General features: G+C 58.6%; 23 protein-coding genes and 1 tRNA gene. 5 read left to right on the top strand and 19 right to left on the bottom strand.

The annotated features are described in order from the left end of the window. Window positions 1–6: 6 nt before the first annotated feature. The 5 genes from KGA88_RS00680 to KGA88_RS00660 form a co-directional block, all read right to left on the bottom strand. A complete protein-coding gene (locus KGA88_RS00680; RefSeq protein ID WP_110659483.1) occupies window positions 7–474 on the bottom strand; it encodes a glycine zipper domain-containing protein in 468 nt (155 codons plus the stop codon). A 113-nt stretch (window positions 475–587) separates the two neighbouring features. Further along, the gene (locus KGA88_RS00675) at window positions 588–956 is read right to left on the bottom strand and encodes a bacteriocin (RefSeq protein ID WP_110659484.1); all 369 of its coding nucleotides are present in this window, start codon (window positions 954–956) and stop codon (window positions 588–590) included. Between the two features lie 310 nt (window positions 957–1266). Beyond that, window positions 1267–1455 carry a hypothetical protein gene (locus KGA88_RS00670; protein ID WP_110659496.1) on the bottom strand — a complete coding sequence of 63 codons (189 nt, stop codon included), beginning with the start codon at window positions 1453–1455 and terminating at the stop codon, window positions 1267–1269. A 148-nt stretch (window positions 1456–1603) separates the two neighbouring features. Continuing rightward, window positions 1604–1924 carry a YbjQ family protein gene (locus KGA88_RS00665; RefSeq protein ID WP_085723181.1) on the bottom strand — a complete coding sequence of 107 codons (321 nt, stop codon included), beginning with the start codon at window positions 1922–1924 and terminating at the stop codon, window positions 1604–1606. After that, the gene (locus KGA88_RS00660) at window positions 1921–3198 is read right to left on the bottom strand and encodes a serine hydrolase domain-containing protein (protein WP_411740824.1); all 1278 of its coding nucleotides are present in this window, start codon (window positions 3196–3198) and stop codon (window positions 1921–1923) included. Before KGA88_RS00660 ends, KGA88_RS00665 begins: the two co-directional genes overlap by 4 nt. A 351-nt stretch (window positions 3199–3549) precedes the next feature. Between KGA88_RS00660 and KGA88_RS00655 the strand changes: the two genes are divergently transcribed. Beyond that, window positions 3550–4131, top strand: a complete 582-nt coding sequence (locus KGA88_RS00655) for a hypothetical protein (RefSeq protein WP_223588212.1) — start codon at window positions 3550–3552, stop codon at window positions 4129–4131. Between the two features lie 42 nt (window positions 4132–4173). On the opposite strand, the gene KGA88_RS00650 is transcribed toward KGA88_RS00655, so the two are convergent. Further along, the gene (locus tag KGA88_RS00650) at window positions 4174–4827 is read right to left on the bottom strand and encodes a hypothetical protein (protein ID WP_223588210.1); all 654 of its coding nucleotides are present in this window, start codon (window positions 4825–4827) and stop codon (window positions 4174–4176) included. A gap of 404 nt (window positions 4828–5231) precedes the next feature. Beyond that, a tRNA-Ser gene (locus KGA88_RS00645) sits at window positions 5232–5321 on the bottom strand. A 308-nt stretch (window positions 5322–5629) separates the two neighbouring features. On the opposite strand from KGA88_RS00645, the gene KGA88_RS00640 reads away from it, so the two are divergent. From KGA88_RS00640 to KGA88_RS00630, 3 genes are all read left to right on the top strand, one after another. Continuing rightward, window positions 5630–6319, top strand: a complete 690-nt coding sequence (locus KGA88_RS00640) for a crotonase/enoyl-CoA hydratase family protein (protein WP_110659488.1) — start codon at window positions 5630–5632, stop codon at window positions 6317–6319. A 214-nt stretch (window positions 6320–6533) separates the two neighbouring features. Next, the gene (locus tag KGA88_RS00635) at window positions 6534–7256 is read left to right on the top strand and encodes a lysophospholipid acyltransferase family protein (protein ID WP_223588208.1); all 723 of its coding nucleotides are present in this window, start codon (window positions 6534–6536) and stop codon (window positions 7254–7256) included. 161 nt (window positions 7257–7417) lie between these two features. Continuing rightward, window positions 7418–8389: a magnesium and cobalt transport protein CorA gene (locus tag KGA88_RS00630; RefSeq protein WP_110659490.1), complete on the top strand. Its 972-nt coding sequence runs from the start codon at window positions 7418–7420 to the stop codon at window positions 8387–8389. 121 nt (window positions 8390–8510) lie between these two features. Here the strand turns inward: KGA88_RS00630 and KGA88_RS00625 are convergent, their stop codons facing one another. From KGA88_RS00625 to KGA88_RS00615, 3 genes are all read right to left on the bottom strand, one after another. Beyond that, the gene (locus tag KGA88_RS00625; protein WP_110659492.1) at window positions 8511–9239 is read right to left on the bottom strand and encodes an amidotransferase; all 729 of its coding nucleotides are present in this window, start codon (window positions 9237–9239) and stop codon (window positions 8511–8513) included. Between the two features lie 96 nt (window positions 9240–9335). Continuing rightward, window positions 9336–11480 carry a 3-hydroxyacyl-CoA dehydrogenase NAD-binding domain-containing protein gene (locus tag KGA88_RS00620; RefSeq protein WP_223588206.1) on the bottom strand — a complete coding sequence of 715 codons (2145 nt, stop codon included), beginning with the start codon at window positions 11478–11480 and terminating at the stop codon, window positions 9336–9338. Window positions 11481–11504: 24 nt separating this feature from the next. Beyond that, on the bottom strand, window positions 11505–12710 hold the full coding sequence (locus tag KGA88_RS00615) for an acetyl-CoA C-acetyltransferase (protein WP_223588204.1): 1206 nt from the start codon (window positions 12708–12710) through the stop codon (window positions 11505–11507). A 604-nt stretch (window positions 12711–13314) separates the two neighbouring features. Between KGA88_RS00615 and KGA88_RS00610 the strand changes: the two genes are divergently transcribed. Beyond that, complete coding sequence (locus KGA88_RS00610; protein ID WP_223588202.1) at window positions 13315–14136, top strand: c-type cytochrome; 822 nt, start codon at window positions 13315–13317, stop codon at window positions 14134–14136. Window positions 14137–14254: 118 nt separating this feature from the next. Here the strand turns inward: KGA88_RS00610 and KGA88_RS00605 are convergent, their stop codons facing one another. From KGA88_RS00605 to KGA88_RS00565, 9 genes are all read right to left on the bottom strand, one after another. After that, on the bottom strand, window positions 14255–15064 hold the full coding sequence (locus KGA88_RS00605) for a transglutaminase domain-containing protein (RefSeq protein WP_223588199.1): 810 nt from the start codon (window positions 15062–15064) through the stop codon (window positions 14255–14257). After that, window positions 15061–16011 carry an alpha-E domain-containing protein gene (locus tag KGA88_RS00600; protein ID WP_007971901.1) on the bottom strand — a complete coding sequence of 317 codons (951 nt, stop codon included), beginning with the start codon at window positions 16009–16011 and terminating at the stop codon, window positions 15061–15063. The genes KGA88_RS00605 and KGA88_RS00600 overlap by 4 nt, the downstream gene beginning before the upstream one ends. 12 nt (window positions 16012–16023) lie before the next feature. Beyond that, window positions 16024–17433, bottom strand: coding sequence for a circularly permuted type 2 ATP-grasp protein (locus tag KGA88_RS00595; RefSeq protein ID WP_110659517.1), 1410 nt, complete (start codon window positions 17431–17433; stop codon window positions 16024–16026). 357 nt (window positions 17434–17790) lie between these two features. Continuing rightward, on the bottom strand, window positions 17791–18135 hold the full coding sequence (locus KGA88_RS00590) for a ribonuclease E inhibitor RraB (RefSeq protein WP_007971898.1): 345 nt from the start codon (window positions 18133–18135) through the stop codon (window positions 17791–17793). Window positions 18136–18345: 210 nt separating this feature from the next. Further along, window positions 18346–18579: a hypothetical protein gene (locus KGA88_RS00585; protein ID WP_110659516.1), complete on the bottom strand. Its 234-nt coding sequence runs from the start codon at window positions 18577–18579 to the stop codon at window positions 18346–18348. A gap of 216 nt (window positions 18580–18795) precedes the next feature. Then, a complete protein-coding gene (speE, locus tag KGA88_RS00580; protein ID WP_223588197.1) occupies window positions 18796–19671 on the bottom strand; it encodes a polyamine aminopropyltransferase in 876 nt (291 codons plus the stop codon). 237 nt (window positions 19672–19908) lie between these two features. Beyond that, entirely contained in the window at window positions 19909–20100 is a 192-nt protein-coding gene (locus KGA88_RS00575; protein ID WP_103394878.1) for a PLDc N-terminal domain-containing protein, read from the bottom strand. 82 nt (window positions 20101–20182) lie between these two features. Further along, window positions 20183–20713 (bottom strand): hypothetical protein, encoded by a 531-nt coding sequence (locus tag KGA88_RS00570; protein ID WP_223588194.1) that lies wholly within the window; start codon window positions 20711–20713, stop codon window positions 20183–20185. 221 nt (window positions 20714–20934) lie between these two features. Next, window positions 20935–21453, bottom strand: coding sequence for an ankyrin repeat domain-containing protein (locus tag KGA88_RS00565; protein WP_110659513.1), 519 nt, complete (start codon window positions 21451–21453; stop codon window positions 20935–20937). Window positions 21454–21505 lie beyond the last annotated feature (52 nt).

Raw genomic sequence — 21505 nt, 5'->3', positions numbered from 1 at the left:
GCTTAACTAGTGATGCTTATTGTGGTGCTTATTCGAATGTTTATGACCGCCACCGGAATGGGAATGGCCGCTGTCACTCCCCAGGTTATTGCCGACCGCACCGCCCGCCGCACCGCCAAGACCTGCGCCGATGGCCGATCCGGTCGAACCGCCAAGACTGTTGCCGACCACCGAGCCACCCGCGGCGCCCAAACCACCGCCAACCGCCGCCTCGGTGCGGCTGTTTTTGGGCGCGGCAATGGCACCGCCGGCCGCTCCGCCGACGCCCGCACCGATCGCTGCGCCAGTACTGCCGCCCACCTGGCCACCGACAACGTTGCCCAGCACCCCGCCAAGACCACCGCCTACAGCGGCATCTCCGTTACCTCCGGCCAGCACCGCCTGAGAGACCAGCAATCCAAAAACAATCGCAGGCAACATCAAGCGTCGAGCACTCTGGCTTGCGTTTTTTTTGCCGTTGGTTTTCGGGTTCATGGCACGCCTCACATTCTTCTAGGGTATGGAAGATTTGAGCCGCTACGGCGTAAATCGTTCAGATACAAAAAAGCCCGGCATCAAGCCGGGCTCTTTTCAAATCAGGATCAGGATCAGTGACGCTTGTGACCATGGGCCAGGTTGCTGCCCACGCCGCCGCCCAATGCACCGCCCAGGCCTGCACCGATGGTGGCACCGGACTTGCCACCAAGGCTGTTACCGATCACCGAACCACCGGCTGCACCGACACCGCCACCGATAGCAGCGCTGGTGCGATGACCTTTTTTGGCGGCAACTGCGCTGCCCGCCGCGCCAGCCACGCCCGCACCAATCGCTGCACCAGTGCTGCCGCCCATTTTCTGGCCGACCACGTTACCCAATGCGCCACCCAGGCCACCGCCCAGTGCGGCAGTGCCGTCACCCGCCATTGCACCTTGAGCGACCATAAGCCCCAGAACCAGAGCGGGCAGTGTTAAACGCATGACAAAAACCTCAAAAATAGGGGTACACAAAAAGGGGGCGCGATTGAATGCTTTTGCGCGGACAAAGTCCAGCGCGCTGGTCCAACTTCGCGATTGGCGACGGTTGGACAGCATTTTTGGAAAAGGTTTTATCGCGGACAAAAAAAAGCCCGCTGGGGAAACGGGCCAGGTGTTGCTTTCTAACGGATGAGTCGAGACTACGTAGGGTGTTGTGAAAAGTTTGTGAACGATCACCACCTTAAAAAACTTGTCATAAATCCCTTTCAGTCATGAAAAACCCCGCTCAATGACGGGGTCTGTCGGTAGTGGATTACTTCCTGGCCGGTGCTGTCACCTTGGGCAGGAATTTGCCCTTCAGTACCCGGCACGCCCTGGTCTTGATCTTGTCGACCTCGGTCTGGTCCTCGCCGAAACTGGCCACATACTGGGTCTGGCCACACCGCACGGAATTGTTGATCGGAAACTCTGCGCCATCGTCCTCGATATACGGATCAGCCATCTCTTCACCCCCGTTCAAAAATGCGATATCGACACCGGCAAGCCCTTTGCCTGAAAGAATATCGATCGCCAAGGCTTTTGAGACTAGTCGGTCACTAATGGACCTGCCGTTCTGATTCTTCCGTGACCGACGAATGGCTTCACACCTTTCACCTCAACTTGACCGCCGTCCCGGTCACAAACACCACGACCATCCCGCCTTTGCCGGCTGGCATGCTGATCTCATAATCAAGCCCAACCACCGCATCCGCCGCAAGCGCCCGTGCCCGCTCCTTGATCTCATCGGTGGCCTGAATGCGTGCTTCCTTCAACGCTCGCTCGAGTGTCTGGGAACGCCCGCCGAAAAAGTCGCGCATACCGGCAAACACATCGCGGACAACGTTGATCCCTTGCACCGACTCGGCGCTGACGATGTCCAGGTAGGCGGTAATTTGCCGGCCTTCGATGGAGTGGGTTGTCGTTGTGATCATTGCTGTCTATTCCTGTTCAGATATTCAGCCAGCGCATCAAACGCCGGCAAAGTGACGGGATCATTGGCCGAGTTGCTGGCCACCGGATGGGATGCGTAGCGGACGATGACCATTTCGGCCCTCGGGTCGACATAGATGCGCTGCCCATGGACCCCACGCGCCATGAACGCCCCGCCCTCCTTGTCCGTCACCCACCACATCGAGCGGTAACTCCAGTCTTTGAGCAATGTGTATCCCGCGCTGGCGAACGCCTGTTTATCAGCGCCGCCACGGATATCATCGACCACTGCCTGTGGCACGATCTGCTGACCATTGAACCGACCACCGTTACGCAACATCTCGCCAAACCGCGCCAGGTCCCGCAACCCCGTGTTCAGGCCACCACCGGCGAACGGCGTGCCAATGGAATCCACGGTAAAATAGGCGTCCTGTTCGGCGCCCAAGCGGCTCCAGATTTTCTCCGACAGCAGTTGCGCAACGTTGCGACCGGTGGCGCGCGCGATGACCCAGCCCAACACGTCGGTATTGACGGTTTTGTAGGCAAACGCTTTGCCGTGCTCACCTTGCGGTTGCACCGTCTGCAGAAACTCGTAGTAACTGCGAGGGCCTTCATAACCCTTGGGTTTGGGCAGCGGACTGCCTGCCCTGGCATGGGCCCAGACCTCGGCATCCGGGTCCGCGTAGTCCTCGCTGTACTTGAGGCCCGTGGTCATGTCTAGCACCTGGCGTACCGTGGCGCCACCAAACGCAGAATCCGCCAGCTCCGGTACATATTCGGCAACGCGCTTGCCAGCATCGAGCTGCCCCTGCGCCACCAACAGGGCGCCCAGCGTGCCGACCACGGACTTGGTCACCGACATCGCAGCATGCTGGCCGTCCGGTTTCAACACGCCGAAGTAGCGCTCGTAGACAACTTTTCCGCGATGCATGACCACAATGCCATCGGTGTAGGTCGCCGCGAGGGATTGCTCCCAGGTCATCGGCGCAGTGGCGCCGAGCGGGACGAAACTGATCCCGTCGATCTCTTTGCGCAGCGCCATCTCCAGTGGAGCCGGAGCACCCAGGCCGTGTGAAACGTTGATCGTCGGCATCAGCTGCCGAAAGTTCGAAACACTCCAGCGCATTGCCGGGAACCGGAAATAGCTGCCGTCTTCAAAACGCACGGTGCGATCAGCGGGGGGTGGAGAGCCGACCATCCAGCCCAGCCTGGCGGGGTCGCTGGCTTGAGCGTCGGGAAAGTTTGCGGGAGCGGATGCGAGAGCCAGTGGTGACATGGCAACAATCGACACAGCCGCGATGAACTTGGCTGCACCGCGAAAGCTGGCGCGAGGACGGAACATGAGGTCGATTCCATTCGAGGAGATTGAGCAGTCTAACAGCCGGATCGGCCTGGTCACCGCTAGCGCGGAAAGCCCCTTGTTTGCCCCACCTGAAATTCAAACCCCAATCACCAGACCAGCCGGTGCAACCGCTCCGTCCATAGCTTCGCGTTTAAAACGCCTCTGGCAGGCCCTAAAGCGCCCTCCTACCTGTAGCAATTCCTCCCCCACCCGCACCAATGCCAGAGCTGCGCTTTTCCACTGCTATGCTAATAAGATCTGTTTCCTGCACTGGGGGCGAGCAGCATGGCAGCAGAAGACAAGAATTCCCCGTTCATGTTCAAGACTATGGCCTACCTGGCTGGAGGCCTCCTTGTTGCTTGGGCTGCCACAAAACTGCTCGACACCTACTTCCACCTGACGTTACTGGCAGATACCAAGGACTGGCTGCTACGTGCATGGAACTGGCTTTCGCTGGAAACGCCAATGCCGAACTGGTTGCTGCTGATGATTATCGCGGTGTTAGTCAGCACTATGTCTATAGCGATTTACTACTTCCGCAGCACTGACGGAGCTAACACCGAGCTACATGAGATAGAGCGAAAAATCTACAAAAACAACAACCCTCAGTTTCCGCAATTGACAGATAACCAAACGCTGCTGATGGAGGCTTTGGCCTATCATGCTAACTTCAGGAAAATTGCAAATCTAGACTCAATTTGCAAGCTTGTCTCACTCAGCAAGCTGGAAGTTGAAGATGGCCTGAAACAACTCCAGGTTAAACATCTTGTGAAGCAAAACGTCACACGGGGTACGTTCGGCGCCACCACTTTTGAACTTACCTTGGCAGGCAAGGACTATGCGCAAGAGCGACTTGAGCTAACGTAGTAGAGAACCGTCAAGGCCCGGGCGACGGTACGTTGACGCACTTCAATTGGATTTCACAGGTACATCGGTAAAGTTATAGATGCCCTTAGAAAGATTCACGTGGATTTTAGAACAGGTATCCGGATTTTTTCGGATGTAGACAACGTCATTTTCCAGTGGCCCGCAGGTCGTGACCTTCGACGCGTCAGCGAGAACCGCATACCGTATTAAAGGATCAACTTGTGATGAAGCGAGCATGCCGACTCCCATCAGGGCCCCGATGAAGAAGATCTTCAGCCCTGGTACGTGCTCTTCGGAAGACTCGCATATCCGCACACCAAACAACTCTTTTATCTGCCAACAAACGAGCATGCAAATGCTGATGAAAAGCAGTGATACCGGGATAGATAAAATGAAGCCGCCGATGGTCGAGGCGTACCTGATATTTTCGACTTCAATGCCAGTGGTAGCGTTGATGGTTTTTTCTGCCACGATTTTGCAAATGTAAAAAATGAATGCGGTGAAGACCAGTGAGCTTGGCCACTTTCTTGCAAAAGCACTGATATTCTTGCGATTGCGAACAGCAAAATACCCACCACATGAAAATACAGTGGTAAAGATGAATACTGTCAGTGTTTCATGCTCAATGAACTGCGCGAGCCACACCGCAAAAATCAACAGAGCAGCTTTGATAAGGTTCTTTAGTTCAATTCTCATTCTTGCGACAAGCCCTATTCAATACTGCAGTCAGGTTCCGCAGTCACACCTAACCAGATACCGCAATCAATCCAGCAATAGGAAAGCGGCGTTTTCGTGTCTGAGATTCAGATTCTGTTCGGGGCGGGTACAAGAATATCCGGTGGCCCCTGCTGAAGTTGTAGGCAAACTCCGAGAGTTGCGTAAGACGGTACGCTTACTGCGTTTTTGGCTGGTCACTACCCTGCCAGCCTTAATTTCGGCGGGATACTCTCCAAGCGTCGCTGCACATTCAGCAACCGGGCTTGTTAAGCCGAGAAGAGCCAAAAAGTCCCCGGTATTCCCATATCGCCCTTTTTCAGACGCCAAAAACCACAAACCCCCGACTTTCTCTAGGAAAATCAGGGGTTTGTGTTTACAGAATGTGGCGGTGAAGGAGAGATTCGAACTCTCGATACAGTTTCCTGTATACACACTTTCCAGGCGTGCTCCTTAAGCCACTCGGACACTTCACCGTATCTCTTCAAACATGTTCTGTCTGTCGAGGCGCGCTAATGTAGTCGAAAGCTTTTCCGATGGCAAACATTTTTTTCAGAATTTTCATGCGGTTAACGCGATTCAGCGTTTGCCGTCGTTCCGGGCCATGGCAAACCGGCCAATCTCCGGCTTCGTGACCTCTTCTATATAGGGGGGAATGCGCGGCAGGCGCGGCGGGTTACGCCTGGCGGGCGGGCAAAGGGTGACTGGCGGGTCAGTCACGGCGCTTTACCTGGCCTGCGGCGGTGGGTAACGTCTGCCCAACTTTATTGAAAGGAATAGCGTCATGAGTGAGTTGATCTCTTACCATCTCGAAGACGGTATCGCGACCCTGACCTTGAGCAATGGCAAGGTCAATGCCATCTCCCCGGATGTGATTGCCGCGTTCAACACTGCGCTGGATCAGGCCGTGGCTGATCGTGCGGTGGTGATCATTACCGGCCAGCCGGGCATTCTCTCCGGCGGTTATGACCTGAAGGTGATGACATCCGGCCCTAGAGAGGCGGTGGCGCTGGTGACTTCCGGCTCGACCCTGGCTCGTCGCCTGCTGTCGCACCCCTTCCCGGTGATTGTGGCGTGCCCGGGGCATGCGGTGGCCAAGGGTGCGTTCCTGCTGTTGTCGGCGGACTATCGCATCGGCGTAGACGGCGCGTTCAGCATTGGCCTTAACGAAGTGCAGATCGGCATGACCATGCACCACGCGGGCATCGAGATCGCACGTGATCGCCTGAACAAGGTGGCGCTGCAGCGTTCGGTGGTCAACGGCGAGATGTTCAATCCACAAGGCGCCGTGGCTGCCGGTTTCCTTGATGTGGTGGTGTCGGCCGAGGAACTGCAGGGCGCGGCCCTGGCGGCGGCCCGTCAGTTGAAGAAGATCAACATGACCGCACACAAGAACACCAAGTTGAAGGTACGCAAAGCGCTGCTGGAGGCATTGGACAACGCGATCATCCAGGACCAGGAACATCTGGGTTAAGCCCGGACCTGCTGCATCGAAAAGCCCGACCGCCGTGTCGGGCTTTTTCATACATCGGTTTGTTAAACGTCTGTAACCGCTCTAGACAGCATCTTACCGATTAGTCGGAAACATCAGCACAAACATCGGCTATCTCCCTCTTCCCGGGCAGCAATTGCCGAAAACAGTGCACATCCGTACACTGCGCCACCTTTTGTCCCGGTGGGGCCTGTAAATGCTGTTTTTGTTGCGTATGTCATTGATGGGTCTGCACTTTATCGTGGCGGGTGTGCTGGGTGTGATTCTTGGCCTGTGCCGACCATTCAACCCGGACAACAGCCGCCTGTGCGCACGCCTGTACGCATGGCCGGCCATGTGTATCTTGCGTTTGCGGGTGAAGGCCGAAGTCGGGCCGTTGATGGATAAACCTGACAGCTGCGTGATCATCGCCAATCACCAGTCCAACTACGACCTGTTTGTGTTTGGCAACGTGGTGCCCCGCCGTACCGTGTGCATCGGCAAGAAAAGCCTGAAATGGGTGCCACTGTTCGGGCAGTTGTTCTGGCTGGCCGGCAATGTGCTGATCGACCGTGGCAATGCGCAAAAGGCGCGCCAGTCGATGTTGACCACCACCCACACCCTGCAGAACAAGGACACCTCGATCTGGGTCTTCCCGGAGGGCACGCGCAACCTGGGTGAAGACTTGCTGCCGTTCAAGAAAGGCGCCTTCCAGATGGCCATCGCCGCCGGGGTGCCGATCGTTCCGGTGTGTGTCAGCAGTTACGTCAAACACATGCGATTGAACCGCTGGCGCAGCGGGAAAATTCTGATTCGCTCGTTGCCGGCGATTCCTACCGTTGGATTGAGCCTGGACGACATGCCCATGCTGATTGCCCAGTGCCGCGAGCAGATGCGTGAATGCATCGATTCGATGGACCGGCAACTGCAAGCCGCCTGAACTGGAAAACCCGCCCGATGCGGGTTTTCTTTTGCCTGCGAATCTTTACCGGCGAACTCGGCAGATTTAACTGACTCTCAAACACTTGCGAGGCTAAGCTGATCAACACTGCCATTGCATTTGTTGCCAATTGAAAGCTGCCAAAGAAGTGAACCACCATCATGGGTAGAGTTGTTGCTGCTGCGGTTTATAGCGCCGGTAAGAAAGTCACCAATATCACCCTCGACGAAGGCGCAGCCTGGGCGGCAAAGCCCGGGCACTTTGTCTGGATCGGCCTCGAGGAGCCGAACGCCGAGGAACTCTACAACCTGCAACGCCAGTTCAACCTGCACGAACTGGCCATTGAAGACGCCCTGGAAAAGCACAGCCGGCCGAAGCTGGAAACCTTCGGCGATGCGCTGTTCATCGTGACGTATTCGCCCATCAGGGAAGACGACAAGCTCAAGTTCATCGAGACCCATATTTTTGCCGGTAACGGTTACATCATTACCGCACGCAATGGTCATTCGGCGTCCTACGCCTACGTCCGCCAGCGTTGCGAGGCACGTCCGCTGTTGCTTGAGCACGGGGAAGATTTCGTACTCTATGCCATCCTCGATTTCGTCATTGAAAACTACCAGCCGATGGGCGAAGCGATCCACGCCGAGATCGATGAGCTGGAACGCAACGTGATGTGCAGCGCGCTGAATGAGCGCGATATTCAAAAGCTTCACAGTCTGCGTCGCGATGTCTTGCGCTTGCGCCGGTTTGCCGCGCCGATGGTGGAAATCGGTGAAGAACTGCAAAAGTTGAGCTTCCCGTTCATCGACAAAAACATGCGCCCGTACTTTCGCGACGTGCAAATCCATGTAACGCGGCAGATGGAAGACCTGACGACCCTGGCGGACATTGCCAGCCAGACGATTGAGGTCGGTGTCCTGTTGGAGGCTTCACGCCAGAGTGTGGTGCAGCGCAAGTTTGCAGCCTGGGCGGCGATTCTGGCCTTCCCGACGGCAGTGGCGGGGATTTACGGGATGAACTTCCAGAACATGCCGGAATTGAGCTGGCACTACGGGTATTTCGGGGTGCTGGGGTTTATTACGGTGGGCTGCGTGGGGTTGTGGGCAAGTTTCAAGAAGTCGGGGTGGTTGTAGGACTGCGTTTCCACGGTGCAATCCGGTTGCCCCATTCGCGAGCAAGCCCGCTCCCACAGTGGATCTCTGCAACACCAAAGATCCACTGTGGGAGCGGGCTTGCTCGCGAAGCTTCTAGCTTTTAAACCGCTTTGGCTTCTGGCTTGTGCGCAACAAACCGCATCATCCACTCGGCAACCGTCGCGCCGTGGTGCTCGTGCTCAAGGCTCGAAATGCCTTTTGAGTAAATGTGTTCGCCCAGAGCCTCCTGACGAATCTCCAGCAGGGCGCGGGAGTAGTCGTGGATGAATTCCGGATGCCCCTGGAAGCACAGCACCTGATCATTGATGTGGTAGGCGGCATATGGGCAGAAATCGCTGGATGCGATGACCGTGGCGTTCTCCGGCAGCGACGTGACCTGATCCTGGTGGCTGATCAGCAGTGTCAGTTCCTCGCGCACCGGGTTCATCCACGGAGCCTTGGCGGCCAGCTTGTAGTTGTGGGTGCCGACACCCCAGCCCTGGGTTGCACGCTCGCTCTTGCCACCGAGCAGCAGCGCCAGCAACTGATGACCGAAGCAGACGCCCAACAGCTTGTCGCCACGCTCGTAGCGAGTCAGCAGATATTTCCTGAGGGTTTCGATCCACGGGTCGGTGCCGAAGGAGTCGGCCTTGCTGCCCGTCACCAGGTAAGCGTCGAATGTCAGGTCGTCGCTTGGGTATTCACCCTGCACCACGTTGTAGACCGTGAACTCGGCGGCAATCGGTTGCTGCGAAAACAGGTGTTTGAACATCTGCCCGTAGCCCTGATATTGGTCAACCAATTCCGGACGCAGGTGGTCGGTTTCCAGAATGCAGATGCGTAACGACATAAAAAATACCTGACACGTGATGGGAATAATGCACACCCCCAGAGCCTGCCTTGAAACACGGTGACAAGGCAAGCCCCGAAATGTGTCATCGGGCCCTTAGAACGCCTCCCCTTTGGCCGCCTTCTCCAGCAGCAATGCGGGCGGCGCGAACCGCTCGCCATACTGCTTGGCCAGATATTCGGCGCGGGCAACAAAGTCCCGCACGCCGTACTGGTTGATGAACTGCAGCGCACCGCCGGTCCAGGCGGCGAAACCGATGCCGAAGATTGAGCCAATGTTGGCATCCGCCGTCGAGGTCAACACGCCCTCTTCCACACAGCGCACGGTTTCGATGGCCTGCACGAACAGCAGGCGATCACGTACATCCTTCGGCGAAATCTGCCCGTCGACTTTTTCGAAACGCGTGTTCAACTCAGGCCACAGATGTTTCTGGGCGCCCGCCGGGTACTCGTAGAAACCGCCACCGGCAGCCTTGCCCGGACGCTTGTATTCGTTGAGCAGCAAGTCAATCACGGCGAATGCCGGATGTTCTATCAGCGGTTTGCCTTCTGCGTGCAGGTCCTTGGCGGTTTGCAGGCGGATATGGCTCATCAGGCTGAGGGAAACTTCGTCAGAGATCGCCAGCGGTCCTACAGGCATGCCGGCCTTGCGCGCTTCAGTCTCGATCATCGCCGCGTTCACGCCTTCGCCCAGCATGGCGATGCCTTCATTGGTAAAGGTACCGAACACCCTTGAGGTGAAGAAACCACGGCTGTCGTTGACCACAATCGGGGTTTTCTTGATTTGCAGGACGAAATCGAACCCGCGGGCCAGGGTTTCATCGCTGGTATTGGCGCCCTTGATGATCTCCACCAGCGGCATTTTTTCCACGGGGCTGAAGAAATGCAGGCCGATGAACTTGCTCTGGTCGGGCACGGCGCAAGCCAGGCCGCTGATCGGCAAGGTCGAGGTGTTGGAGGCGATCACCGCGTGCGCGCCGACGACTTTCTGGGCGGCCAGCGAGACCTTGGCCTTCAACTCACGATCTTCGAACACGGCCTCGATGATCAGGTCGCAACCGGCGAGATCGGCATCGCTTTCGCTGGGTTGAATGCGTGACAGCACGGTGTCGCGTTGCTCGATGCTCATTTGTCCGCGAGCGACTTTCTTGTCCAGCAGCGCCGCCGAATGCGCCTTGCCCTTCTGCGCCGCGGCGAGGTTGATGTCCTTGAGCACCACCTCGATACCGGCCGATGCGCTGACAAATGCAATACCGGCGCCCATCATCCCGGCACCGAGCACGCCGACCTTGCGGGTGACATAAGGCGTAAACCCTTTAGGCCGCGAGCCACCGGCATTGATTTCGTTGAGCTGGAACCAGAACGTGCCAATCAGGTTCTTCGAGACCTGGCCGGTGGTCAGTTCGGTGAAATAACGGGTTTCGATCAGGTGCGCCGTGTCGAAATCCACCTGGGCGCCCTCGACCGCCGCACAGAGGATTTTCTCCGGCGCGGGCATCGTGCCCTGGGTTTTGCTGCGCAGGATCGACGGCGCAATCGCCAGCATCTGCGCGACTTTCGGGCTTGACGGTGTGCCGCCCGGAATCTGGTAGCCCTTCACATCCCAGCGCTGCACCACCACCGGGTTGGCGTGAATCCACGCCCGCGCCTTGGCCAGCAGGTCTTCGTGATCGGTCGCCAATTCGTCGATCAACCCAGCCTGCAACGCCTGTTGCGGACGAACTTTCTTGCCTTCGAGCAAATACGGCAGGGCCTTTTCGATCCCGAGCATGCGCACCATGCGCACCACGCCACCGCCGCCCGGCAGCAGGCCGAGGGTGACTTCCGGCAGGCCGAGTTGCACCGATGGATTGTCCAGTGCCACGCGATGATGGCAGGCCAGGCAGATTTCCCAGCCGCCGCCGAGTGCCGCGCCGTTGATCGCCGCGACCACAGGCTTGCCGAGGGTTTCCAGGGTGCGCAACTGCCCCTTGAGGGTCAGCACCATGTCGTAGAAGGCTTTGGCTTCAGGCTTGCCGACCTTGATCAGTTCATTGAGGTCGCCGCCGGCAAAGAAGGTTTTCTTGGCCGAGGTAATGATCACCCCGGCGATGCTGTCTTTATCGGCCACCAGGCGCGCAACACAGTCAGCCATGGCCTCGCGGTACACCGCGTTCATGGTGTTGGCGCTCTGGCCCGGCATGTCGATGGTCAGGACAACGATCTGGTCCTGGCCTTTTTCGTAACGAATGGCTTCGCTCATATCTAGGTTCCTTGAAGTCCGGACTCAGAGGCGTTCGATGATGCTGGCAATACCCATGCCGCCGCCGACACACAGGGTCGCGAGACCGTAGCGCAGGTGTCGGGCCTCCAGTTCATCGAGCAGCGTGCCGAGAATGGCGCAACCGGTGGCGCCCAGCGGATGGCCCATGGCGATGGAACCGCCGTTGACATTGACCTTGTCCGGATCGATGGCCATGTCCTTGATGAATTTCAACACCACCGAAGCGAACGCCTCGTTGACCTCGAACAGATCGATGTCTTCGACCCGCAGCCCGGCCTTGGCCAACGCCTTGCGGGTCGCCGGCGCGGGGCCGGTGAGCATGATGGTCGGGTCGGTGCTGGTGACCGCCGTGGCGACAATCCGCGCCCGTGGCTGCAAGCCCAGCGCCCGCCCCTTGGCTTCGGAGCCGATGAGCATCAGCGCCGCGCCATCGACAATCCCGGAACTGTTGCCGGGTGTGTGCACATGATTGATCCGCTCCACATGGCTGTAGACCCGCAGTGCGGTGGCATCGAAGCCCATCTGCCCCATCATCTCGAAACTCGGTTTGAGCTTGCCCAGGCCTTCCAGGGTTGATTCGGCGCGGATGAACTCATCGTGATCGAGCAGGATGATGCCGTTCTGGTCCTGCACCGGCACCAGCGACTTGTTGAACGAGCCGTCGGCCCGTGCCCGCGCAGCCTTTTGCTGGGAATGCAGCGCGTAGGCATCGACATCCTGGCGGCTGAAGCCTTCAAGGGTGGCGATCAGGTCGGCGCCCACGCCCTGTGGTGTGAAGTGACTGTGCAGATTGGTCGCCGGATCCAGCGCCCAGGCACCGCCGTCGCTGCCCATCGGCACCCGGGACATCGACTCGACGCCACCGACCACCACCAGGTCTTCGAAGCCTGAGCGCACCTTCATCGCGCCGAGGTTGACTGCCTCAAGCCCCGAAGCGCAGAAACGGTTGATCTGTACGCCCGCCACACTGACATCCCAGTCGGCCACCTGAGCGGCCGTCTTGGCGATGTCAGAACCTTGATCGCCGATCGGCGTCACGCAGCCGAGCACCACGTCATCGACCTGGCTGGTGTCCAGCGCCGTGCGCTGTTGCAGCGCGGTCAGCAACCCGGCAACCAGGTTCACCGGTTTGACACTGTGCAAGGCGCCATCGGCCTTGCCTTTGCCACGGGGCGTGCGTAACGCGTCGAAAATCAATGCTTGGGTCATGACATCCTCGAACCGCAGTGCAGGTGGGTAAATACCGAGTGCCCACTGTTGGCCCGAGCCGGGTTTGATTCAATGACCGCAGCGCTCACAGACGTTGACGCACACGCTCAGACGGACGGTAGTCAGCTACCGGTTTAACCGTTTCAGGACACCAAGCTGTCTAGCCAAAGGGCGGCAAAGAAGCTGGCAATAGGCCTCATGCCTTTTTTAAAGCAAATCGCAAGGACACCATACTAAATGGATCTAAACCAAGCGCAGCGCGGGCTCTAAGGTGAACTTGTACGAAGTTGTCGTCGGGTTTTGCCGAGGCGCTCGTCACTACAGGAAGTGCAACGCGCTGCCGACATGGAGCTATGCAGGCAGGCATCAGGAAATAACAATAAAGGCGGTCAAGCCATGTTCAAACAATCGAAAGTACGTCAAGCCGGGCTCATCCTTTTTGCCACCACGCTGTTGTTGATATTGCCGAACCTGACCAAGGTCATCGGCTAGTCGCGTCTAAAAGATACGGCGTCACAGTTTTTTCAATTGCCACTATCAAAATGTGACTGGCCCGCTACCCGGGCCAGCGTGGCTGTGCCAACCTTGATGGCACTTCCACGACATGGACGGCAATCACTTGAAAATGCTCATTCTGCTCGGGGCCCTGCTGTTCGGCTCGCCCCTGTATGCCGCACAGCTGAACCTGGAGCTGGGCGCGAACAATCGCACCTGGCAGACCGAGGAATTGCTCAAGCACCCTCAGGCTCAAACCATCAGCATCAGCAACGACGTTTCCTACAAACGGGACATGAGCTACCGCGCCGTGCCGCTGTCCGCACTGCTGACCGGTATAAAGCCTGACGACCACCTGCAAGCCGTGGCCCTGGATGGCTTTGCCGCCGAAATGAGCGCTGCGCCGCTGCTCAATACCCAGGGCGCACGGGCGTGGCTGGCGATTGAAGACCCGGCCAAACCCTGGCCACCGCTGTCCGCAGACAAGCCGGGGGCCGGGCCGTTCTATCTGGTCTGGACCAACCCGCAGGCCGGCAACATCAGCCCTGAACAATGGCCGTTCCAGGTAGCGAGCATCAAGCGCCTGGCGCCCGTGGCCGAACGCTTTCCCGCCCTGCTGCCCGATCCGGCCCTGAAGGCGGATGATCCAGTGAACAAGGGTTTTGCCTTGTTCCAGAAGAATTGCCTGGCCTGTCATCGACTCAATGGCGCCGGGGACGCGCAGTTCGGGCCGGACCTGAATATTCCGTACAACCCGACCGAGTATTTCGGCGCGGACTTCCTCAAACGCTACATCCGCGACCCACAGAGTTTGCGTCAGTGGCCACAGGCGAAAATGCCCGGGTTTTCAGCCGAAGTGTTGCCAGATGGGGATCTGGGGATGCTGGTGGGGTATTTGCAGCATATGGTTGGGCGCAAGGTTAAGCCCTGAGACTTGTGCTGCATGGACTGGCCTCTTCGCGAGCAAGCCCGCTCCCACATTGGAATTGCTGTGCATGCCGCAGATCAAATGTGGGAGCGGGCTTGCTCGCGAAGCGGTATCCCCGATTCTACTGTTGCTGCACCAAGATCACCGGCGCCGGTGTCGGTGAAACCCGCACCTTGGCATGCATCTGCTCACACCCGCCGCCCCGACGCATTCCGCGCACCGGGCAGGCATCCAGGTAATCCAGGCCCACCGCCAGTTTCAGGTGACGTTCCGGCCGGGCCAGTTCGTTGGTCACGTCAAAGCTGTACCAGGCATCATCCAGCCAGGCTTCGGCCCAAGCGTGGCTGGCCAGGTGTTCGCAGTTTTCGCTGTACAGATAACCCGACACATAACGCGCGGGAATGCCCAGGCTGCGGGTGCAGGCGAGAAACGCGTGGGTGTGGTCCTGGCACACGCCGGAACGTCCGGCAAAGGCCTGGGCCGCGCTGGTGTCCACTTCCGTGGAGCCCGGCGTATAGGTCATGTGCTGGTTGAGACCATGCATCAGATCGATCAGCGCCGTGCGGTCGCGGCGTTGCTTGCACGCCTTCTCGGCGAATGCACGCAGGCCGGCGTCTGCTTCGGTCAGGCGAGTGAAACGCAGAAACGGCAGTGCCGACTGGCTCTCGTGTTCGGCCTCGCGCAATTCGTCGATATCCACCTGGCCACGGGCGCCGATGATGATTGCTTCGTGCGGCTCGTCCATGGTCAACACGTGCAGGATGTTGCCAAACGGATCGAGTTGCGCGCGCACCGGGCGCGGCAAGTCGAGCTGCCAGCTGAGCACGTGCTGGCGCTCGCTGTCGTGAGGAGTCAGTCGCAGGTACTGGATGCTCGCCCGCACCTTGTCTTCGTAGTGATAGGTGGTTTCGTGGCTAATGGAAAGTCTCATGCGGCCTCCAGATAAGAACTGTGAATCGCGTTACCCAACTGACGCACCAGCGGGATGAACTCGGTCAGCCAGGCGTGCAGGCCTTCTTCGAGAATTTCATGGATGCCGGTGTAGCGCAGGCGCGCGTCCATTTCTGCCGCCAGGCGCTGTGCGGGACGACCGTTGGCTCCCGGCAATTGCGCGAGAATCTGGTCGATCTCTTCGGTGCAGGCACGCAAGGATCGCGGTACATCGGCCCGCAGTAACAGCAATTCGGCGACATGCCGGGCACCAGGGGCATCGCGGTAGATTTCCGTGTAGGCCTCGAACGACGACAACGCCCGCAACAACGCGCTCCATTGGTAATACGCGTGAGCGGTGCCATCGCTGACCGCCTCGGCCTGATCGCCGGCCATTTCGTAGCGGGCATCGAGCAGCCGCAAAGTGTTGTCCGCCCGTTCGATAAAGGTCCCCAGACGGATGAAGCGAAACGCATCGTTACGCATGATGGTGCCGTAGGACGCGCCCCGGAACAGGTGGGAACGTTCCTTGATCCACTCGCAGAAACGGCTCATGCCGTAGCGACTCAAGCCCTGTTCGGCAATGCCGCGAATCTCCAGCCAGGTGGCATTGATGTTTTCCCACATGTCGGCGGTGATGCGCCCACGCACCGCATGGGCGCTGGCCCGCGCGGCCCCGAGGCAGCTGTAGATGCTCGCCGGGTTGGCCGCATCCAGGGCGAAGAAATGCAGCAGCCGTTCGGCATGCAATTCGCCATGGCGCTCCAGGTAATCGTCAAGGGTGCCGGTGATCAACAGCGGCATGGCCAGCTCGTGCAAACCGTCGCCACGGCCATCCTGTGGCATCAACGACAGCGAATAACTGATGTCGAGCATCCGTGCGAGGTTTTCCGCCCGCTCCAGGTAACGCGACATCCAATACAAATCCGAGGCAGTTCTACTTAACATGGCAGGCTTCCTTTAATCCTCGACCACCCAGGTGTCCTTGGTTCCGCCACCCTGGGACGAATTGACCACCAGGGAGCCTTCACGCAGGGCGACACGGGTCAAGCCGCCGGGCACAACCCGGGTTTCACGACCCGACAGGACAAACGGCCGCAAGTCGATGTGGCGTGGCGCGATGCCGTTTTCGACAAAAGTCGGACAGGTCGACAGCGACAGCGTCGGTTGCGCGATATACGCATGGGGCTTGGCGATGATGCGCGCGCGAAAGGCTTCGATTTCCGCCGCCGTCGCCGCCGGCCCCACCAGCATTCCGTACCCGCCGGAGCCTTGGGTTTCCTTGACTACCAGTTCTGGAAGATTGGCCAGCACGTGGGAAAGTTCAGACGGATTACGGCACTGCCAGGTCGGCACGTTCTTCAGGATTGGTTCTTCATCGAGGTAGAAACGGATCATGTCGGTAACGAACGGGTACACCGACTTGTCGTCCGCCACCCCTGTGCCGATCGCATTGGCCAGCACCACGTTGCCGGAACGGTAGGACGACAGCAGCCCCGGCACGCCGAGCATCGATTCCGGATTGAACGCCAGCGGATCGAGGAAGGCGTCGTCGAGGCGACGATAAATCACGTCGACCGCTTTTGGCCCGTCAGTGGTGCGCATGTAGACCTTGTCGTCACGCACGAACAAGTCCGCGCCTTCCACCAGTTCCACACCCATTTCCCGTGCGAGAAACGCATGCTCGAAGAACGCACTGTTGAATCGGCCAGGCGTCAGCACCACCACGCTCGGGTTATCGATCGGGCTGGAGCTTTTCAGGGTGTCGAGCAGCAGGTTCGGGTAATGGTCGATAGGCGCAATGCGTTGCGCCGCGAACAGTTCGGGGAACAGGCGCATCATCATCTTGCGGTCTTCGAGCATGTAGCTGACGCCGCTGGGCGTACGCAGATTGTCTTCGAGCACGTAATAGGTGCCATCGCCGTCACGCACCAGATCGACGCCGGAGATGTGCGAATAGATATCGCGGTGCAGATCCAGCCCTTGCATCGCCAACTGATACTGCTCGTTGGCCAGCACCTGTTCGGCCGGAATGATGCCGGCCTTGATGATGCGCTGCTCATGGTAGAGGTCGGCGAGGAACATGTTCAACGCCTTGACCCGCTGGATGCAGCCGCGCTCGACAATCCGCCATTCGCTGGCGGGGATGCTGCGGGGGATGGTGTCGAAGGGAATCAGGCGCTCTGTGCCCTGCTCGTCCCCGTAGAGCGTGAAGGTAATCCCGGCGCGATGAAACAACAGATCGGCCTCGCGTCGCCGTTGTGCCAGAAGCTCGTCAGGCGTCTCGGCCAGCCAACGGGCAAACTCCCGATAATGCGGGCGGACCTGGCCGCCGGCATCGTACATCTCATCAAAACAGGTGCGGATCATGCCGTACTCCTTGTCACTCGGACGTCCAGACCTTCGCAAGGCCCGTGCCATCGGCATAAACGCTTATATTTCAATCGGTTGGATAATCAATGCGCAGGCGCCGCACCAATCCTGTGCGACAAATGCCCCAACCTGATTGCCCCCGCTTCATTGCAAGGCGTGATAGACGCCTGTCACCAGCATAGTCCGTAGGAGCCGGCTTGCTGGCGAAGGGCCGTTAAGTCATGTGTTGTTCTTCGAGGACGCCATCGCTGGCAAGCCAGCTCCTACCAGGTCGTGTTGAATTAATTGGCGGTAATAATGAAAACGGCCAACCCGAGGGTCAGCCGTCAACGCTGTTTGTCACTGATCATAATGTTATGCGAGTCGCCCTCGTACCTCCTGTTTCACACCCCAGCCTTCGATGATTCCGCCCAGCGGCTCAACGACAGCCTCGAAACCCTGTTCGAAATCGCCGATGTCGTCGTAGGTGGCATACATGACTTTGCATAATTCCAGCGCCCAGGCACCGTCGTCACGCACACTGACTTGGGCATCCAGGGATTCACCACGGTGGAAATGACCTGCCGCCCTGCGCGCCCGCTCCTCGTCCGGGAAAATGGCGTAGAACTCGATGGGATGAAAACGTGAAAAGTCAAAACCGCCTTCTTTCATGCGGCGCAGAACGCTGCTGCTGATGTCTTCTTGATAGGCTGTGCTCATGAAACGTCCTCCTCAAAACGATGGATAGACTTTCCGTACTCCCTCACCCGCAACCGAACAGCGCGAGCGACGGCAACCGATGTGCCGGCGGGAAACAAGCATGGAGCTGACAAGACCAGACCTTAGCGATCCATTCGCTGATCTCGCTTGCAGAGTAGCCCCAAGATAGAGCCTCTGCCAAGGTCTGGATGTGAATGCGACAGCTGTCGTTCAGATTGGAGTAATGCCGAGGATTTGAATGCTGTTCTGGGACTTGAGTTCTTTGACGCTCGCGTCGCTGGTCCGCCCCTCCAAATCGTTCAGATCCAGTTCGGCGGCGACAGGAAGAAGCCGGGCCTTGATGAGCTTGGCAGCCTGCTCTTTATCTGGGCACTCGTCGCACTCAAAGACTTCGTTGATGGTCTCGCCATGATCATCCACGAAAGTGATTCTCCACTTTTGCATTGGTGCCTCCTCGATAAAACCCATGGATGGGCTTACCTCTATCTCGACCTTGTTAGCTGGCTAATTGTTCCGGTGGATCTGCACCCATCGCAGATCTCTGTAGGAGCGAGCCTGCTCGCGAAAAACTTGAGAACGCCGCGTTAAATCAGACATCCCGCGTCATCGTTCACGTCCATCGCGAGCAGGCTCGCTCCTACAGGTCTGTGTTTCAACCCATCAGTCGTTGCTTGGCTTGTTCACTGCCTGCAACACGTATTGCGGCAAGGCGAACGCACCGATGTGGATTTCTGGATTGTAGTAGCGGGTGATGATGCCGCTGCCCGTGAAACGCTGTTGCAGGGTTTCGCGGGACAACTTGCGATAAGCGGTATTGGTCGCGCCCCAGGCAAAGGTCATCGAGCCGCCGATGTAGGTCGGCACGGCGGCCTGGTAGAAGTGCCAGTCCGGGAACAGGCTGCGCAGGCGACCGGCGGTGGTCTTCACTTCTTCGATCTGCATGAACGGCGTGCCGTTCTGGGTCACCAGGATGCCGCCTTCGTTCAGGCAGCGGCGGCAGGCCTGGTAGAAGTTTTCCGAGAACAGCACTTCGCCCGGCCCGATCGGGTCGGTGGAGTCGGAAATGATCACGTCGAATTTTTCAGTGGTGGTGGCGACGAAACGCATGCCGTCGTCGATCACCAGGTTCAGGCGTGGATCATCGAATGCACCCTTGGAGTGGTTCGGCAGGAATTCCTTGCACATGTCGACCACGGTGCCGTCGATTTCGACCATGGTGATGTGCTCGACACTGCGGTGCTTGGCCACTTCACGCAACATGCCGCCGTCACCGCCGCCGATGATCAACACGCGCTTGGCGGTGCCATGGGCGAGGATCGGCACGTGGGTGAGCATTTCGTGATAGATGAATTCGTCGGCTTCGGTGGTCTGGATCACGCCGTCCAGCGCCATCACCCGGCCCATGCGCGGGTTTTCGAAGATCACCAGGTGCTGGTGTTCGGTGCGCACTTCGTGCAGCAGTTTTTCCATGCGAAAACGCTGGCCATAGCCTTCGTAGAGGGTTTCCAGGTAGTCGCTGGTGGGGATGTTGCTCATGGGAAGTGCTCCGATGAATGCGGGTGGCAACGGACGGTTACCCGCCCATGATGGCCATTCGAATGTCTCGATTGACCGGGAAAGGCGCGCATTCTACGTCGCGGAACATGACAGGTCGAATGTGGGAGCGGGCTTGCTCGCGAAGGCGTGGTGTCAGTCGCTATCAAGGTTGACTGATCCACCGCTTTCGCGAGCAAGCCCGCTCCCACAGGGTCAGGGTTGTTAGTGGGAAATCCGTCAGAGTTTGACATTGCCCCGCGGCCCGGCGATGGCCCAGATGATCAGTCCCAGCACTGGCAACAGCGCGATCAACAGTACCCAGAGGACTTTGGCCCCGGTCCCGACGCTGCTTTTGAATACGTTGATGATGGCCCAGATATCCAGGGCAAAAATGATCAAGGCAACCAGACTGTTGAACGTGGAACCCATGGTGACGCTCCTGAAGAGTGATTTGCCCTCTTAGGATAGACGGTCGTCGCGAGGGTTCCCTTTTATTGACAGTATTTGGCTATCAGACGTGGATCGCTACTTTCAGGGCTTCCAGGGATGGCGCGGCGGCGATGCCGACTTCTGCGCACAATTGCAGCACGCGTGGCACGTCATTGCCGTAGACCAGGACCACCTGCAACTCGTCATCGAGCAACTGGCTGAAGTTCATCAGCGTGTAGCCGCCGTTTTCCTTGCTCAGGCTGCTCATCTGCACCTGGATGCGGTTGAGCGCGGTCAGGGCTTCGGTCTTGGCCAGTTGCTTGGGCTTGAGATTGAACTCCACGCCCGGGCCGAACGAGGCAACGACCTGAGCGAACAGGTCCATGTAGGTGTCAGCCTGGAACAGTACCGTTTCCGGCAGGCTGCCGACTACCACCCACTCCCCGAGCGGGATCGGGAAAGTGTCATCGTAGTTGATGTCCGCGTTGGCGCTCAGAAAAGCCTGCGGATCGGCGTAGGCCTGGGCTGCTTCATCCGCGACCTTGAGGATTTCGTCATCGCCCATGCACCCGGAGCTGATTTTGCTGATGAGTTCGACGAGTGCGGCTTTCATGGGGCGGATCCTGTAGCGAGGGGAGTTTTGAGGGCGCGAAGGATAGCGCATTACTGAGTGAAATGCGGACCTGTGGCGAGGGGGCTTGCCCCCGTTCGGCTGCGCAGCAGTCGTAAACCCGGCAGACGCGGTTTATCTGAATTCCGCCATTGGGGCCGCTTCGCGACCCAACGGGGGCAAGCCCCCTCGCCACAAAAGCACCCACACCACAGGATGACGCATCAGCCCAGCAGTTTTTCCAGCTGCGCAACGGTATCGGAAGCCCCCATGGTCTTGGCCGCGTCCAGCGCGGTGATGCCATTGGCGTCCTTGGCTTTCGGGTCGGCGCCCTTGCTGATCAGGTAATCGACCACTTCGACGCGGTTGAACATCGCCGCCATCATCAGCGCCGTGCGGCCATCGAAGGACGAACCTTCAACCTGCGCGCCACCCTCGACCAAGGCCTTGATCACCGCCAGGTCGCCCTTGAAGGCGGCGCCGGCAATCGGGCTCTGACCGTTGTCGTTGCGGATCTCCGGGTCGGCCTTGTGCTCCAGCAGGACTTTTACCGTGTCCACATGACCGTGGTACGCGGCCAGCATCAACAAGGTATCGCCCTTGTGGTTACGCAGGTTCGGCGGCAAACCCTTGGTCAGCAGCGCGGCCATCATTGCCGCATCGCCCTCCCGTGCCTTGTTGAATACCTGTTCGGCAAATTCGGCGGCTTCTTCGGGGGTCATCTGGCGGCTTTTGTCTGACATTGGGCACTCCCTTTTCTGTCATTCGTAAAAGCCGACAGTTTCCCGAGCGCCC

Origin of the sequence: Pseudomonas sp. A-R-19 (assembly GCF_019956575.1) — a bacterium.
Lineage (GTDB): Bacteria > Pseudomonadota > Gammaproteobacteria > Pseudomonadales > Pseudomonadaceae > Aquipseudomonas.
This window is presented reverse-complemented; position numbering and strand designations above follow the sequence as displayed.

Excerpts from the sequence above, each read along its gene's own strand:
- KGA88_RS00620 (WP_223588206.1), bottom strand. The coding sequence starts at position 11,480 with ATGAGCGAAGCCATTCGTTACGAAAAAGGCCAGGACCAGATCGTTGTC.
- KGA88_RS00675 (WP_110659484.1), bottom strand. The coding sequence starts at position 956 with ATGCGTTTAACACTGCCCGCTCTGGTTCTGGGGCTTATGGTCGCTCAA.
- KGA88_RS00575 (WP_103394878.1), bottom strand. The coding sequence starts at position 20,100 with ATGGGTTCCACGTTCAACAGTCTGGTTGCCTTGATCATTTTTGCCCTG.
- KGA88_RS00640 (WP_110659488.1), top strand. The coding sequence starts at position 5,630 with ATGAGTGAGTTGATCTCTTACCATCTCGAAGACGGTATCGCGACCCTG.
- KGA88_RS00585 (WP_110659516.1), bottom strand. The coding sequence starts at position 18,579 with ATGCAAAAGTGGAGAATCACTTTCGTGGATGATCATGGCGAGACCATC.
- KGA88_RS00600 (WP_007971901.1), bottom strand. The coding sequence starts at position 16,011 with ATGTTAAGTAGAACTGCCTCGGATTTGTATTGGATGTCGCGTTACCTG.
- KGA88_RS00650 (WP_223588210.1), bottom strand. The coding sequence starts at position 4,827 with ATGAGAATTGAACTAAAGAACCTTATCAAAGCTGCTCTGTTGATTTTT.
- KGA88_RS00610 (WP_223588202.1), top strand. The coding sequence starts at position 13,315 with ATGGACGGCAATCACTTGAAAATGCTCATTCTGCTCGGGGCCCTGCTG.
- KGA88_RS00565 (WP_110659513.1), bottom strand. The coding sequence starts at position 21,453 with ATGTCAGACAAAAGCCGCCAGATGACCCCCGAAGAAGCCGCCGAATTT.
- KGA88_RS00680 (WP_110659483.1), bottom strand. The coding sequence starts at position 474 with ATGAACCCGAAAACCAACGGCAAAAAAAACGCAAGCCAGAGTGCTCGA.
- KGA88_RS00570 (WP_223588194.1), bottom strand. The coding sequence starts at position 20,713 with ATGAAAGCCGCACTCGTCGAACTCATCAGCAAAATCAGCTCCGGGTGC.
- speE (WP_223588197.1), bottom strand. The coding sequence starts at position 19,671 with ATGAGCAACATCCCCACCAGCGACTACCTGGAAACCCTCTACGAAGGC.
- KGA88_RS00655 (WP_223588212.1), top strand. The coding sequence starts at position 3,550 with ATGGCAGCAGAAGACAAGAATTCCCCGTTCATGTTCAAGACTATGGCC.
- KGA88_RS00615 (WP_223588204.1), bottom strand. The coding sequence starts at position 12,710 with ATGACCCAAGCATTGATTTTCGACGCGTTACGCACGCCCCGTGGCAAA.
- KGA88_RS00625 (WP_110659492.1), bottom strand. The coding sequence starts at position 9,239 with ATGTCGTTACGCATCTGCATTCTGGAAACCGACCACCTGCGTCCGGAA.
- KGA88_RS00665 (WP_085723181.1), bottom strand. The coding sequence starts at position 1,924 with ATGATCACAACGACAACCCACTCCATCGAAGGCCGGCAAATTACCGCC.
- KGA88_RS00670 (WP_110659496.1), bottom strand. The coding sequence starts at position 1,455 with ATGGCTGATCCGTATATCGAGGACGATGGCGCAGAGTTTCCGATCAAC.
- KGA88_RS00660 (WP_411740824.1), bottom strand. The coding sequence starts at position 3,198 with ATGTCACCACTGGCTCTCGCATCCGCTCCCGCAAACTTTCCCGACGCT.
- KGA88_RS00590 (WP_007971898.1), bottom strand. The coding sequence starts at position 18,135 with ATGAGCACAGCCTATCAAGAAGACATCAGCAGCAGCGTTCTGCGCCGC.
- KGA88_RS00605 (WP_223588199.1), bottom strand. The coding sequence starts at position 15,064 with ATGAGACTTTCCATTAGCCACGAAACCACCTATCACTACGAAGACAAG.
- KGA88_RS00630 (WP_110659490.1), top strand. The coding sequence starts at position 7,418 with ATGGGTAGAGTTGTTGCTGCTGCGGTTTATAGCGCCGGTAAGAAAGTC.
- KGA88_RS00595 (WP_110659517.1), bottom strand. The coding sequence starts at position 17,433 with ATGATCCGCACCTGTTTTGATGAGATGTACGATGCCGGCGGCCAGGTC.
- KGA88_RS00635 (WP_223588208.1), top strand. The coding sequence starts at position 6,534 with ATGCTGTTTTTGTTGCGTATGTCATTGATGGGTCTGCACTTTATCGTG.